Source organism: Halomonas borealis (genome assembly GCF_004798905.1).
Lineage (GTDB): Bacteria > Pseudomonadota > Gammaproteobacteria > Pseudomonadales > Halomonadaceae > Halomonas > Halomonas borealis.
Genome location: NZ_SDMO01000002.1, coordinates 88,275 through 101,914 on the forward strand (window position 1 = coordinate 88,275; position 13,640 = coordinate 101,914).

The following is a 13,640-nucleotide window of genomic DNA, read 5'->3' on the forward strand; positions in this document are numbered from 1 at the left end:
GATGAGGTTGAGATGAGCCACGCGACCGCCAGAATGGAAAACGTCGAGACTCGCTATGCAAGAATCGAGGGCCACCACATTGCTTATCGGGAGATGGGCGAGGGAAGCCCCCTGATCCTGATTCACGGCATCCCGACCAACAAGCTGATGTGGCGTGACGTCATGCCCAAGCTCGCCGAGAAGTACCGTGTCATCGCGCCGGACATGCTCAACTATGGCGAGTCCGACATGCCGCTGGATGCCGATGTCTCCATCAACGCCCAGACGCGCATCATCGTCCAGCTGATGGACGCGCTCGGCGTGTCGAGCGCCGATATCGTGTCGCACGACATCGGCGGTGGCATCGGTCAGCTGCTCGCCGTCAATCACCCGGAACGGGTGCGTCGTCAGGTGCTGATCGACAGCGTGTGCTTCGATTCCTGGCCGATTCCGGAGTTCAAGCGCCTGCTGGAACCGGGAGTGGAAGAAGCGACCAGCGTCGAGTCGTTCATCACTACCATGCGCGACTTCATGCCCAAGGGCGTGCACAATCCCGATGCGATGACCGAGGAACTGCGCGAGATCTACGTCAAACCGTGGAACAGCGCCGAAGGCAAGGCCGCCTTCTTCCGCAACATGCGTCGTCTCAACAAGGAATATACCGAGGCGATCGCCGGCGAGCTCAAGCACATCCCGCACCGGACCCTGGTGCTGTGGGGCGACAAGGACGACTTCCAGAAGCCGGACTATGCGCCGATGCTGGCGGATGCCATCCCCGGTGCGGAGCTGGTCTGGGTCAAGGATGCCGGCCACTGGGTGACCGACGAGCAGCCGGAAGAAACCTCGCGCCTGATCCTCGAGTTCCTGGCCGCGTGAGACGCGGCCTCGCGAAGGGGCGGCGGTCGGCCGCGATGCTCGATGACGGCAAGATGGCGCCAACGTGCGCCACTGCCTGCCGAACATCGCGCTAGGCGGCTCCCCTTCCCGCGAGGCACACCCGGCAAGCCGCAACGACAAGCCCCCGGCGGGTCACCGCCGGGGGCTTCGTTTTCGCCACCTACGGGATGCCTACTCGTCGGCGTCGACGTAGCCTTGAATGGTGAAGGTTCCGTCCTCGACGCGCATCTCCTGCACCACGCCCGGCACATCGCCGCTGGCATCGAACTCCTGGGTGCCGGAGGCGCCCTCGTAGTCGATCTCGGTGCCGGCGGCGATCAGCTCCTTGGCCTTCTCCCACTCGCCGGGCAATACCACCTCGCCCGGCGCGGAAGCGACGCTGCGCAGCGCCTCGTTCAGGCCCTCGCGGTCGGCGCTGCCGTTCTGCTCGATGGCCAGGCCCAGCAGGAAGGTCGCGTCGTAGGCCTGGGCGGCGAAGACCGCGCTGGGGTCGATGCCGGCCTCCTCGGCCTGTTGATGGAACATGTCGGTGCCGGGCAGCTCCGGGCTGCCCGGGCGAGTGGCGATCATGCCGTCGAGCACGTCGGCGCCGATGGCCTCGACCAGGCTGTCACCGACCATGCCGTCACCGCCCACGTACTGGGTGAACATACCGCTCTCGTAGGCCTGACGCACCACGGTCTGCCCGGAGGTATCGGCATAGGCCAGCACCACCAGGGTCTCGGCGCCGGTGGCGGCCAGGCTGCCGAGCTCGGAGCGATAGTCGGCGCGGTTGTCCTCATGGGCGAGGTCATCGAGCACCGTGCCGCCGCCATTCTCGAAGGCCGTCACGAAGGCCTCCGACAGGCCGCGGCCATAGTCGTTGTTGACGTAGGTGACCGCGACCTCCTCGAGGCCCTTTTCCAACAGCAGCTTGGCCAGCATCTCGCCCTGGAAGGCATCGGAGGGCACGGTGCGGAAGACCAGATCGTTGTCGTCCAGCTCCGTGACCGCCGGCGCCGTGGAGGCCGGGGAGACCATGGTCACGCCCCCGGGGATGGCGGCATTGTTGGCCGCGGCCACGGTGGCGCCGGTACACAGGGCGCCGACGATGGCGGTGACCTGCTCGGTATTGACCATGCGATCGGCCGCGTTGGAGGCCGCCGAGGCGTCGGAACAGGTGGTGTCGCCGGTCGGCATGACGATGTCCTGGCCGTCCAGCAGCCCGCCCTGGGCATTGATCTGCTCCACCGCCAGGTTGGCGCCGTCGAAGATCGGCGGCGTCAGGCTCTCGATGCCGCCGGTGAAACCACCCAGAAAGCCGATCTTGACCTCGGCCTGAGCCATGCCGGACAGGGCCAGGGCGGAGGCGGCCACTGCCGATACTAGAACGCGTTTCTTCATGATTGTTGGTCTCGCTCTGGTTGCTCGAATCATCCGCTGCGCGAATCACACCTCTTCAATCTGGAAGGCCGCCGCCCAAAACACAACTCGCGCCTGCCAACGCTGGCCGTCGGGCGATGGCCTGCGACGACTTTCACGCGACGCCCCGGTGGCGTCGCATGATGATAAGTCTTCAGCGCTTCCTTTCTGTAGAATCGCGGCCCTGCAAGTTTTCTTGCTACCAAAAGCCTGAATAACAGAAAGGAGCCACCCTTGTCCGACTCCCAGACACCCGCCGGCGGCAGCCTGTGGCGGCGTATCCCGCTGTGGCAGAAGATCCTCGCCGGTTTGGCGCTCGGTGTGCTCACCGGTGCCTTGCTCGGCGAGGATGCCAGCCTCTTCAAGCCGCTCGGCGACATCTTCATCAACGCCATCAAGATGCTGATCGTGCCGCTGGTGTTCTCCACGCTGGTGGTCGGCATCACGGCCATGCGCGACCCGCAGAAGATGGGCCGCATCGGCGCCCGCACCATCCTGCTGTACCTGCTGACCACCGCCTTCGCCATCGCCATCGGCCTGCTCGCCTCCTGGGTGTTCCAGCCCGGCACGGGACTGGACATGAGCTTCGACTCCGCCGTCGAGCCCAAGGAGGCGCCGGGGCTGACGGAGATCATGGTCGGCCTGGTGCCCCAGAACCCCATCGATGCGCTGGCCAACGGCAACATCCTGCAGATCATCGTGTTCGCCATCGGGCTCGGTATCTCGCTGACCCTGATCGGGGACAAGGGTGAGCCGGTGGTGCGCGTCTTCGAAAGCTTCGCCGACGCGATGGTCAAGCTGACCAACATCGTCATGGCCTTCGCGCCGATCGGCGTGTTCGGCCTGATCGCCCACGTGGCGGGCAGCTACGGCCTCGAGGTCTTGCTGCCGCTGGCCAAGGTGATCGGCGTGGCCTACCTGGCCAGCGCGCTGCACGTGCTGGTGGTCTACTCCGGGCTGCTGGCGCTGCTCGGCCGGCTCAACCCGCTACGCTACCTGCAGGGCATCCTCGACGCGCTGGTGGTGGCCTACTCCTCGGCCTCGTCGTCCGGCACCCTGCCGGTCTCGCTGCGCTGCGCGCGCAATAACCTCGGCGTTTCCGAGGGTGTGTCCGGCTTCGTGCTGCCGGTGGGCGCCACCATCAACATGGACGGCACCGCCATCTATCAGGGCGTGGTCGCGGTGTTCATCGCCCAGCTGATCGGCGTCGACCTGAGCCTCGCCGACTACGGCATGATCATCGTCACCGGCACCCTGGCATCGATCGGCACCGCTGGCGTGCCGGGCGCGGGCCTGGTGATGCTGTCCATCGTCATGTCTCAGATCGGCCTGCCGCTGGAGGCCATCGCGGTGATCGCCGGCATCGATCGCATCCTCGACATGGCACGCACCAGCGTCAACGTGGCCGGTGACCTGATGGTCACCACCCTGGTCGGCAAGAGCGAAGGCGAGCTGGACGAAAGCGTCTACAACGCCCGCCGCACGAGCTGATCCCCGGCGCCGGGAGAGCCCTCGAGACACCCCGCCCGGCGCCGCTCCCACCCTGCTAGGCTGAGTGCATACCCTCTTTCCCTGGAGGTCCGCATGCTCAGCGTCTTCTCCGGCTCCCGTGCCGAGATCGGGGCGGCCCACGGCCGCGCCCATGCCGCCTTGATCGCCTCGAGCCTCGAGGTCTACGACCGGCTGTTCCACGACTTCGTCGGACTGCGCTGGGCCGAGGCCCGCCGCAGCGCCGAACGCTTCCTGCCGATGATCGAGCGTGGCTTCCCGGCGATTCTCGACGAGATGGCCGGCATCGCCCAAGGCGCCGGCCTCGAGCTCGAGGACATCCTGACGCTCAACTGCCGCAGCGAGATCTCACTGACCCAGGCCAGCGGCGGCTGCACCGCCCTGGCGGCACACCGCGACGGCACCCAGTGGCTGGCCCAGAACTGGGATTGGCGCGGCGATCAGCGGCACAACGTGGTGGCCATGGAGCTGCACCCCGATGACGCACCGGCGCTGGTCAGCGTCGGCGAAGCCGGCATGGTGGCCAAGATCGGCCTGAACGCCCACGGCGTGGGGGTGTGCCTCAACGCCATTCGCTCACGCACCTGTGGCGAGGGGCTGCCGATCCACGTGGCATTGCGCAAGATTCTCGAGGCCGAATCGTTCGACGCGGCAACTCGGGTGGCCACCCACGACCGGGTCTGCTCGCCGGCCCACTTGCTGATCGCCAGCGGCGACGGCCGCGCCGCCGGCTACGAGGTGCACCCCGGATTGCCCGGCGTGCTGGAACCGCGTGGCGGCACGCTCACCCACAGCAACCACTTGATCGCCGAGGCCGCGACATGCCAGGTGCAGGACTTCCCCCGCCCGGACTCCGCCCTGCGGCTGTCGCGCATCGAGCGGTTGCTGCACGAGCGGCTGGCGACGAGCGCCGCGCTCGACACCGAGGCCCTGTTCACCATGCTGGCCGATCACGACAACGCCCCCTCCGCCATCTGCCGGCACGACGATCCCCAACAACCGGAGGCGGAACGCATGGAGACGCTGTTCGCGGTGGTCATGAACCTCCATGAACGACGCCTCACGCTGCGCCACGGCAAGCCCTGTGACAGCGAAGATACCCTCGTGGCGCGGCTCACCCCCGCCTGACCCCCGGCGGCAAGGCGTGACGAGGCCCGCAGCCGCCCAGGCCTCGATGGCTTTCAGCGCCGCCGCCAGGCGCCGAGCCTCGGCGGCTCCTCCAGCTCGCCCTTGAAGTACTCCTCGGTGGTACGCAGGAAACGTCGCAGGTGCGCGGCGATGGCCTCTTCACGGCGGAACGTGGCAAGCGCCGGATCCTCGTCGTCAGGCGACTCGTGGGAATACGCCCAGGCCATGCGTACCGAACCGGCGCTGACGTCGCAAATCTGCAGGACGGGGGCGGCGCCGCGAAACGCCGCCCGGATGTGATGGGCCATGTCACCCTCCCGATAGTGGCTATTAATAATAACGATTATCAATTGCAAATATCGGCATTGTCGGCCCTCCTGTCAAGCCGCCAGCGCCTCCTCCACCAAGCGCCGCGCCTCATCGCTCATCGGCAGCTTCAGGGCCAGCGCGTGAGCCCGGGGCGACATCTTCTTCCAGGTCTTCTGCACGATGCGGATCAGGTGGTCATGATCGACCTGCCTCGAGAAATCGCCGAAGTAATGCTCCAGGAACACCAGGCAGGCGCAGTCCTCCACCGCCTGCGTGCCCTCATCACGGCCCAGGCCCTGCTTACGGATCATCGCCGCCACGCGCTCGGCGTCTTCCTCCGCATAGCCGGCCTCGCGCATCAACGCCGCCGTCGTCTCGCCGGCGCGCTTGCCCTGATCGCGCCGCCAGGTGAGATACCCCACCCGGCCCTCCGGGTAGTCGCCGCGCGGCACCTGCCAGCGTTGCAGGTGCTGGCCGCGCACCGCCAGCCGCACCAGCTCGTCCGGCGCCTCGTCGAGCGCATCCAGCCAGCCGCTCATGCGCCCCGCATGCCACAGTTCCAGCGGCTGCACCTCGCCCCCCGCCTCCGTTCGGCGAGGGTCCTCTGCGTGCAGGGCATCCAGGGCGGCCAGCACCTTCTCATAGGGGGTCTTGTTCACGGGTGTTCTCCTCATCGTCTCTGTCCTGTCATCTCCCCCATGTAAGCATGTCGAGACGACGCTGACAGCCGGCCAGGCACGAAGCCATGTTTGCCAGCCGGGCCGCCGGACGTTACGTTATTGCACGAACATTCAATAAAAGGACGCCCATGAACACCGCCATTCGATGCTCGCTCGCCACCCTGGCCCTGGGGCTCACCGCCCCGCTCGCGGCCCAGGCCGACGCCCTCGAGCAGCAGCTCGACGACCTTCAGGACTTCCAGATCATCGCCCACCGCGGGGCCAGCGGCCACGCGCCGGAACACACCTGGCCGAGTTACGAGAAGGCGCGCGAGATGGGCGCCGACTACCTCGAGCTGGACCTGCACATGAGCGCCGACGGCGAACTGATGGTGATCCACGACGACACCCTGGACCGCACCACCGACGGCACGGGCCAGGTGAAGGCCCACACCCTGGCCGAGCTCAAGGCGCTGGATGTGGGCGGCTGGTTCAACCAGGCCCACCCCGAACGGGCCGACGAAGCCTTCACCGGCGCCCGGATGCTGACCCTCGACGAGGTGATCGACCGCTACGGCACCGACGTACGCTACTACATCGAGACCAAGTCGCCCGAGCGCTACCCCGAGTTACAGCACTCGCTGGTCGAGACCCTCGAGGCCGAGGGGCTGGTCGAGTCCGGCTCGGTGGCCATCCAATCGTTCAGCCAGGACAGCCTGCGGCAGATCCACGACCTCAACGCCGATATCCCGCTGGTGCAGCTGGTGTGGTACTCCCCCACCGAAGACGGCAACGGCCTGACCGAATGGACCGGCGTGACCCCGCCGCCCGCCGAGATCAGCGACGCCGACCTCCAGGCCATCGCCGACTACGCCGTGGGCATCGGCCCCAACGTCGTCTATGACGGCGAAGACGTCATCGACGCCGGCTTCGTGGAGCAGGCCCACGACAACGGGCTGCTGGTGCACCCCTACACCATCAACGACCCCGAGCAGATGCAACGCCTGCTCGACTGGGGCGTAGACGGCATGTTCACCAACTTCCCGGATCGGTTAAGCGAGCTGGTAGAGTAAGGCGCTTCAGAATCCAGTGAGTTCAGTTGGTTAGCTCCCCCGCATCTGCGGGGACCGGTTAAAGCGATCCTCAATCAGCGTAGCGGTGGACGGGTTATCCCCGCGTCTGCGGGGACCGGTGCTGCTGGCCCGCTAAACGGCCGGTAACCCGCAGGTTATCCCCGCGTCTGCGGGGACCGGTGGGCAAGATTGCGCCCGCTGCGGGCGGTGCTCGGGTTATCCCCGCGCCTGCGGGGACCAGAGCATCTCTCGCCAGAAGACGTCCTCGGTCACCGGGTTATCCCCGCGCCTGCGGGGACCAGCGATTCACCTCGACCAGCTCTTTCTTGAAGGGCGGGTTATCCCCGCGCCTGCGGGGACCAGTTTTTTTCCACTTTTATCTAGCGCGGCTACTTCGGGTTATCCCCGCGCCTGCGGGGACCAGTAGAAACCAGGCATGTAGCCCTCAGAAGGAGTCGGGTTATCCCCGCGCCTGCGGGGACCAGGTTTGGAGTGCTTTAACCATAATTGACACATTCGGGTTATCCCCGCGCCTGCGGGGACCAGTTGGACCTACACCGGGCGCAATCTCTACACATCGGGTTATCCCCGCGCCTGCGGGGACCAGCTCCACAGGCTCGACAGGATCATGCGCCCGAACGGGTTATCCCCGCGCCTGCGGGGACCAGCATCTATCGATCAGGCACCGGCCTGTCTACGCCGGGTTATCCCCGCGCCTGCGGGGACCAGTTCTGCGTAAGCAAGCAGAGGGATGTCGCTGACGGGTTATCCCCGCGCCTGCGGGGACCAGAACACGATGCGGGCCCAGATGGCGCGAGAGTCCGGGTTATCCCCGCGCCTGCGGGGACCAGTTCGCCGAGGCCATTGAGGCGGGTCGAACAGCAGGGTTATCCCCGCGCCTGCGGGGACCAGAGCGTCTCCGCGGGCGAGGCGCTGACCGGCTCCGGGTTATCCCCGCGCCTGCGGGGACCAGACCTACACCCAAATTGATGGCTTTCTTGAGGGCGGGTTATCCCCGCGCCTGCGGGGACCAGGAATACGGGGCTGCTCCTCTCATCCTGGTTCCCGGGTTATCCCCGCGCCTGCGGGGACCAGATGCGCCACGCCGGTGCCATCACTGTGCTGAACGGGTTATCCCCGCGCCTGCGGGGACCAGTCGGCGGGATTGAGGTTTTTCATGGAGCGAGACGGGTTATCCCCGCGCCTGCGGGGACCAGGGCGTCAACGGTGCCCGTGTCATGGGTATGTGCGGGTTATCCCCGCGCCTGCGGGGACCAGTTCGCTGCCCTGGTCATCACCCCCCGCACGATCGGGTTATCCCCGCGCCTGCGGGGACCAGTTTGCGGGTCTGAAGCCAAGCCATCGTGGAGCCGGGTTATCCCCGCGCCTGCGGGGACCAGAGCCCCGTCGCAAATCTCAAGCACCCAATCACCGGGTTATCCCCGCGCCTGCGGGGACCAGGCCAGGGGCGCAAATCCAGATAGCACATTCGTCGGGTTATCCCCGCGCCTGCGGGGACCAGTTTTCCCCGCCTATCGCTCGCCCAGCTAACCGCGGGTTATCCCCGCGCCTGCGGGGACCAGCGCGTCAGCGCCCAGGCGTCGCCGCTGTGAGACGGGTTATCCCCGCGCCTGCGGGGACCAGCGAACCACATCGGCCAGGGTGTCGACCACCATCGGGTTATCCCCGCGCCTGCGGGGACCAGATCGCCGGAGCTGCGGCAGGCGGGATGTACCACGGGTTATCCCCGCGCCTGCGGGGACCAGCCCACCACCTGCCCCCTGGTGGCCGGCACATACGGGTTATCCCCGCGCCTGCGGGGACCAGTCCACCATCTGCTCGTGAATCTGCTCCAGCAGCGGGTTATCCCCGCGCCTGCGGGGACCAGAGAACGCGGCGACCGAAGGGGCGAATATCTACCGGGTTATCCCCGCGCCTGCGGGGACCAGGCGAGGTGCTACAGAAGAGCCGCCTAATCAAGACGGGTTATCCCCGCGCCTGCGGGGACCAGGTCGGCCAACCAGGCGCTGGCCACCTGAATGCCGGGTTATCCCCGCGCCTGCGGGGACCAGCCGGTGATCTCCGACATGGCCATCAACACCTGCGGGTTATCCCCGCGCCTGCGGGGACCAGCTCATCATGGGCTTCGACGCATCCCTTGGAGGCGGGTTATCCCCGCGCCTGCGGGGACCAGAGGCCGACCAAGGCCGTGTCGGGATATTGCAGCGGGTTATCCCCGCGCCTGCGGGGACCAGTTCATCTTGGTGCCCGGGTAGAACACCGGAACCGGGTTATCCCCGCGCCTGCGGGGACCAGGCATGGCGGGCGAGGTCGATAGCGCGCGGTATCGGGTTATCCCCGCGCCTGCGGGGACCAGGCGATGAACTGACGAGCAATCAATTGATACAGCGGGTTATCCCCGCGCCTGCGGGGACCAGTCTAGCGAAATCGCGTTAGCCAATTCTTCACGCGGGTTATCCCCGCGCCTGCGGGGACCAGCGGTAAACATCGTCAGGATTATAACGCACAGTCGGGTTATCCCCGCGCCTGCGGGGACCAGAAATTGCGGATCGACTCGGCATAGAGCGTGAACGGGTTATCCCCGCGCCTGCGGGGACCAGTGATGGGCTCGAGGCTACCGCGACGGTCAGCACGGGTTATCCCCGCGCCTGCGGGGACCAGAAGGCAATGGCCGCATTCACCCTTTCGGAGCACGGGTTATCCCCGCGCCTGCGGGGACCAGTCGCCGGATTATCTGTTAAAACCTTCTCATCGCGGGTTATCCCCGCGCCTGCGGGGACCAGACTAATCGTAGTCGATTGTTTCTCATACACAAAATCGCCGGCGGAAATTCCACCGGCGATTTTGCTCATTAATTGATCAATCTAAATTTTTAAAGAGCGAGTAATATCAGCTAGTTATCCAATTGAGGTAGAAAGCGCACCAACCGCAACCCGTCATGATCAACGGGCTCGCGTCGGTTCTTGCCATAAGTTTGAAACTCGAACCCCGATTCATGGCTGCTGGCCCAGGCCATGGCGACATTGCCGCCCTCGGCCAGAGCATTGATCTGTTCCCAGATCATCTCGCGCACACGCTTGGTGACGTCACCCACATAGACACCAGCGCGAATTTCCAGCAGCCAAACGGCGAGTCGTCCGCGCAGGCGCGGCGGCACCGCCTCGGTGACTACGACCAGCATTGCCATATCATTTACTCCGGTGCCCCTGGTCGCCGACGGAATCCGGCTCGGGGATCGCCGGAGGCATGGCCTCTGGTGCTGGGGGCGGCGGGTCGATCTCGCCGGCCGCCAACACTTCTTCGATCATCGGGATGAGTCGCTGCAATAGTTTCGTCTGCTTGAAGGCGTCGCGACAGGCAGTACGCACCTCCCGCTCGGGCGCTGCGGGGCTGCGCGCCGCCACCCGAAAGGCAGCGGGCACGACCGTCTCGAATTTGATGATATCGGCGATGTCATAGACGAAACTCTGGGGCTTACCGGTATGCAGAAAGCCAATGGCCGGTGCGTAACCCGCAGCCAGGATCGCCGCCTCGGTAATGCCATAGAGACAGGCCGTGGCGGCGGACAGGCACTGATTCGCCACATCCGAGGCGTCCCACTGGGTGGGGTCGTAGCGTCGCCCCTGCCACTTGACGCCGTACTGCTTGGCGAGCAGTTGATAGGTCTTGCGCACCCGGGCACCTTCCATGCCGCGTAGTTGCTCGACGCTGCGCCGGGAGGGCGGCGGCTCGCCGAAGCGCAGCTCGAACATCTTGCGCACCACCTTGAGGCGCAACGAGTCGTCCAGCGCCAGTTGTGCCTGGTAAAGCAGCTTGTCGGAGCGCGCGCCGCCGGGCTGGCCGGCGCTGTAGAGCCGCACCCCGGCATCGCCGACCCAGATCAATAAGGTGCCGACGATCGCCGCCAGCTTGACGGCGGCATGCGAAACCCGGGTGCCCGGCTCGAGCAGCAGACAGGCCACCGAACCAACGGGAATATGCATGCGCTCCCCGTTGACCTCATCGATGACCACGAAGGCCCCGTCACGCACGTCGATCTGGCCCATGCCGACGAAGATCATCGACATTCGGTCTTTCTCTGGGATCGGCTTGAGCGGAATGAATCCCATCTCGGCCTCCTTGCAAGAGCCCTGCCCTATGGGCGGCGCAGCATCATCAAGCCACAGCCGAAGGCCTTGGCCCGCCCCACCCCGTGAGCGAGGGTCTCGATCAGCCGCCCTGAATCGGTGACCTCCAGCAGCCCCTCGTAGTCCACGCTGGAGAACTGGATAGCCTCGCTCCGCCCGGGCTTCTTCAGGGTGTGCTGCCGATAAGTCCCCACCTCCGGCGGCACCGGTAGATGAAACCCGCTCGCTTCGGCGCGGGTCGCCAACCAATCGCGGGCCGCCTGATCCATCGCCTGTACGCATTCGGCACCGGTGCGCTGCCCGGGCGGGAAGGGTTTCTTTGCCGCCATCAGTACGTCGGCACGCTGCCCACGCTTGCCCGCCACCGACTTCGCCACCGTGGGATTGGCCCGAAGCCGGAAAGCCAAGCGGTCGCCGGCGGCCAGCGCCGGGGCGAAGGGCTTGCACTGTACCTCGAACAGGTCCGACGCCGCGTTGGGTTCGCGATCGGAGAGCACATAGAACAACGGCAACCCCTTGGGCGCCTGCCCGGCCTCGCCTTCCTCCATCTCCTGGCGAAACAGGAAGGGGCGCGCGCCCTCATGGTCGGGAAACAGTCGCCATAGCAACTGGTGGGCTCCGTAGGCGCCGCCGCCCATGATCTCGAATAGAGTCTCGCGGGACAGCCCGTTGAGGTCGACTCGCACGCGTGAAAGATACATCAGCGTTCCTCCCTATAAGGCTCATCACGGGACAAGCGTCGGTGCTCGGCGCGCGGCCCGAACTGCCAGCGGCGGCGATTGAGCGGTTGATCCCAGACAACGCTGGACTCCACGCCGTGGGCTTCGCCATCGAGCCTCTGGGCATCACCCTCCCAGGCATACATCACGTCACCGGGCAGCCGTAAGGCTCGCTTCTCGCCGGGGACGACTTCCTCGAACTCGCTATCCAGGGCAATACGCAGATGCGCGACCGTGACACGCTGTGGCGCCAGCGGCGCCGCCAAGGGGCAGGACTTGCGCCCGAGATACAGCATGAAGCGGGGGCGCTCGAGGGCGGCCTGTAGGGCCTCCATCGAGATCGACGCCGCCGCGGTGGCCCATATCGCAACGGTCCACAAGCCGTCACAGCGATAGTCACGGCTGGAGAGGATGGTATTGATCGCCTTGCGTGGCGCGCTCAGCTCATCGCGACGCGTGCGGTAGCTCAGCCCCTTCTGCGTCGAGGGGACCTGGGCGGTGTGATAGTCGCGCAACAGGGTGCCGGGCGAGCGCTGCTTGACGGCGATGCTCACGCTGTCGCCCAGCGCCTGCTGACCGGCATCGTCGTCGCGCCGAATGCCCAGCGCCGCTCCCAGCAGCCCGAGGATCGCGCCGCGCCCAGGGTGAGTGGCGGTGGGGCGCGTCTCGCCCACCGCCGCCTCGCCCCAGCTGGCGAGCGGCGCATAGAGCCGAAAGACCAGATATTCCGTCATGTCGGCTCCTTAGTCGTCGCCCTTGAGGAACTCGGTCAACTCGCCGAGATTGCCGGTCCGCACGCCTCCCTCGAGAGCAGGCTCGGCATAGTCGGGCAAGGCGGAGACGACGAAGCGTCGCTCGGCGCCGGCGCCATAGGCCGCATCGAAGGCCCTGGCCTGAGCCTCCAGCCGGCTGACGGCATCGTCGGCCTGATCCTGACCGGTGACGGGTTTCAGGAAGGCCGCCGAGAGCGAGCGCGGTTGCTGGTCGCCGGCCTCGGCGAGCACGTAACTGGCATGGGCGCGGGAGCCGAAGCTGTTCTGCTTGCCCTTGGGCGAGGTACGCACGGCGGCCTCCACCAGGGCCACGATGGCGCACTCGGCCAGTTCGGTGTTGCCTCTGAGGTTCTCGATCAACTGCTGGCGATCGATGCAGATGTAGGTGTAGAACAGCCCCGCCCCGAAGCCGGCTTCGCCGACATGGGCGGCGCCGCGATGCTCGTCGCCGGTGTTCAGGTCGTCCACGGCGGTGAAGTAATCGTCCTCCACTTCCGCGGCGTGCACGGTGATGGCATGCGCGACCTGACAGGCCGCTTCGACATTGTATTCCGGCACCGCCGCCAGCATGCGACCGAACAAGGCGATATCCGCCGCCGCCGGCCGGTGGCGCAGCAGCTTCAGGTCGTCCTTGTCGGGGGCCCGGTTCTCGGCGGCCAGAGTGTCGACCAGGGCATCCACGGCCGTCTGCTCCTCGGGGCCGATATGCACCAGTTGGCTGGTTTCCAGCTCATTCTTGGCGACATCGCCGAAGACCTTGGCGATCTCCGTGGCCCAGGCCCGGGCGTCCTTGTCTTTTATCCCCTTTTCGCTCAGCCGCCTTTCGGCTTCGATGCCCACCCGCTTGGTGCGCTGGCCGCGATGCTGCCCCAGGGCCTCCTCGAACAGCGCCGAGGTGCGCCAGGTACGCTTGAGGCTCTGCGACGAGACCCTCAGGCGCTTGGCGCCGCCCATGATGGCGGTTTTTGGCCGCCCCAGGTCGTCGCGGTTGAGGTTGGCCGGCGGATAGGCGGTCAGCAGGTGAAGCTGGATGAAGTGACTCATG

The 13,640-nt window shown here is 66.4% G+C and carries 12 protein-coding genes and 1 CRISPR repeat array; of the genes, 4 read left to right on the top strand and 8 right to left on the bottom strand.

Features of this window, described 5'->3' with window-relative positions; all coding sequences use genetic code 11:
* The first annotated feature begins 12 nt into the window (after positions 1 to 12).
* Entirely contained in the window at positions 13 to 855 is an 843-nt protein-coding gene (locus ETC07_RS03375; protein ID WP_240724547.1) for an alpha/beta fold hydrolase, read from the top strand.
* A gap of 192 nt (positions 856 to 1,047) precedes the next feature.
* On the opposite strand, the gene ETC07_RS03380 is transcribed toward ETC07_RS03375, so the two are convergent.
* Positions 1,048 to 2,262 carry an ABC transporter substrate-binding protein gene (locus ETC07_RS03380; protein WP_136247268.1) on the bottom strand — a complete coding sequence of 405 codons (1,215 nt, stop codon included), beginning with the start codon at positions 2,260 to 2,262 and terminating at the stop codon, positions 1,048 to 1,050.
* A 249-nt stretch (positions 2,263 to 2,511) separates the two neighbouring features.
* Here ETC07_RS03380 and ETC07_RS03385 point away from each other — a divergent pair, with 249 nt between their 5' ends.
* Both ETC07_RS03385 and ETC07_RS03390 read left to right on the top strand, forming a co-directional pair.
* Positions 2,512 to 3,768, top strand: a complete 1,257-nt coding sequence (locus ETC07_RS03385) for a dicarboxylate/amino acid:cation symporter (RefSeq protein WP_136247101.1) — start codon at positions 2,512 to 2,514, stop codon at positions 3,766 to 3,768.
* A gap of 93 nt (positions 3,769 to 3,861) precedes the next feature.
* Positions 3,862 to 4,914: a C45 family autoproteolytic acyltransferase/hydrolase gene (locus ETC07_RS03390; protein WP_136247102.1), complete on the top strand. Its 1,053-nt coding sequence runs from the start codon at positions 3,862 to 3,864 to the stop codon at positions 4,912 to 4,914.
* Between the two features lie 53 nt (positions 4,915 to 4,967).
* Here the strand turns inward: ETC07_RS03390 and ETC07_RS03395 are convergent, their stop codons facing one another.
* Both ETC07_RS03395 and ETC07_RS03400 read right to left on the bottom strand, forming a co-directional pair.
* On the bottom strand, positions 4,968 to 5,222 hold the full coding sequence (locus ETC07_RS03395) for a hypothetical protein (protein ID WP_136247103.1): 255 nt from the start codon (positions 5,220 to 5,222) through the stop codon (positions 4,968 to 4,970).
* 72 nt (positions 5,223 to 5,294) lie between these two features.
* A complete protein-coding gene (locus ETC07_RS03400) occupies positions 5,295 to 5,897 on the bottom strand; it encodes a DUF4202 domain-containing protein (RefSeq protein ID WP_136247104.1) in 603 nt (200 codons plus the stop codon).
* 134 nt (positions 5,898 to 6,031) lie between these two features.
* Between ETC07_RS03400 and ETC07_RS03405 the strand changes: the two genes are divergently transcribed.
* On the top strand, positions 6,032 to 6,955 hold the full coding sequence (locus tag ETC07_RS03405; protein ID WP_136247105.1) for a glycerophosphodiester phosphodiesterase: 924 nt from the start codon (positions 6,032 to 6,034) through the stop codon (positions 6,953 to 6,955).
* 90 nt (positions 6,956 to 7,045) lie between these two features.
* A CRISPR array of direct repeats spans positions 7,046 to 9,759; the repeat unit is 29 nt; unit sequence CGGGTTATCCCCGCGCCTGCGGGGACCAG.
* 110 nt (positions 9,760 to 9,869) lie between these two features.
* Here the strand turns inward: ETC07_RS03405 and cas2e are convergent.
* Genes cas2e through cas7e form a run of 5 tightly spaced genes read right to left on the bottom strand, consistent with a single transcriptional unit; the run spans position 9,870 to position 13,639 of the window.
* Positions 9,870 to 10,163: a type I-E CRISPR-associated endoribonuclease Cas2e gene (gene cas2e / locus ETC07_RS03410; protein WP_136247106.1), complete on the bottom strand. Its 294-nt coding sequence runs from the start codon at positions 10,161 to 10,163 to the stop codon at positions 9,870 to 9,872.
* 1 nt (position 10,164) lies between these two features.
* Positions 10,165 to 11,085: a type I-E CRISPR-associated endonuclease Cas1e gene (gene cas1e / locus ETC07_RS03415; RefSeq protein ID WP_136247107.1), complete on the bottom strand. Its 921-nt coding sequence runs from the start codon at positions 11,083 to 11,085 to the stop codon at positions 10,165 to 10,167.
* A 26-nt stretch (positions 11,086 to 11,111) separates the two neighbouring features.
* Complete coding sequence (cas6e, locus tag ETC07_RS03420; protein WP_136247108.1) at positions 11,112 to 11,804, bottom strand: type I-E CRISPR-associated protein Cas6/Cse3/CasE; 693 nt, start codon at positions 11,802 to 11,804, stop codon at positions 11,112 to 11,114.
* On the bottom strand, positions 11,804 to 12,556 hold the full coding sequence (cas5e, locus tag ETC07_RS03425) for a type I-E CRISPR-associated protein Cas5/CasD (RefSeq protein WP_136247109.1): 753 nt from the start codon (positions 12,554 to 12,556) through the stop codon (positions 11,804 to 11,806). The genes cas6e and cas5e overlap by 1 nt, the downstream gene beginning before the upstream one ends.
* Positions 12,557 to 12,565: 9 nt before the next feature.
* A complete protein-coding gene (gene cas7e / locus ETC07_RS03430; RefSeq protein ID WP_136247110.1) occupies positions 12,566 to 13,639 on the bottom strand; it encodes a type I-E CRISPR-associated protein Cas7/Cse4/CasC in 1,074 nt (357 codons plus the stop codon).
* Between the last annotated feature and the right edge of the window lies 1 nt (position 13,640).

Excerpts from the sequence above, each read along its gene's own strand:
- ETC07_RS03375 (WP_240724547.1), top strand. The coding sequence starts at position 13 with ATGAGCCACGCGACCGCCAGAATGGAAAACGTCGAGACTCGCTATGCA.
- ETC07_RS03390 (WP_136247102.1), top strand. The coding sequence starts at position 3,862 with ATGCTCAGCGTCTTCTCCGGCTCCCGTGCCGAGATCGGGGCGGCCCAC.
- ETC07_RS03395 (WP_136247103.1), bottom strand. The coding sequence starts at position 5,222 with ATGGCCCATCACATCCGGGCGGCGTTTCGCGGCGCCGCCCCCGTCCTG.
- ETC07_RS03400 (WP_136247104.1), bottom strand. The coding sequence starts at position 5,897 with ATGAGGAGAACACCCGTGAACAAGACCCCCTATGAGAAGGTGCTGGCC.
- ETC07_RS03405 (WP_136247105.1), top strand. The coding sequence starts at position 6,032 with ATGAACACCGCCATTCGATGCTCGCTCGCCACCCTGGCCCTGGGGCTC.
- cas2e (WP_136247106.1), bottom strand. The coding sequence starts at position 10,163 with ATGGCAATGCTGGTCGTAGTCACCGAGGCGGTGCCGCCGCGCCTGCGC.
- cas1e (WP_136247107.1), bottom strand. The coding sequence starts at position 11,085 with ATGGGATTCATTCCGCTCAAGCCGATCCCAGAGAAAGACCGAATGTCG.
- cas6e (WP_136247108.1), bottom strand. The coding sequence starts at position 11,804 with ATGTATCTTTCACGCGTGCGAGTCGACCTCAACGGGCTGTCCCGCGAG.
- cas5e (WP_136247109.1), bottom strand. The coding sequence starts at position 12,556 with ATGACGGAATATCTGGTCTTTCGGCTCTATGCGCCGCTCGCCAGCTGG.
- cas7e (WP_136247110.1), bottom strand. The coding sequence starts at position 13,639 with ATGAGTCACTTCATCCAGCTTCACCTGCTGACCGCCTATCCGCCGGCC.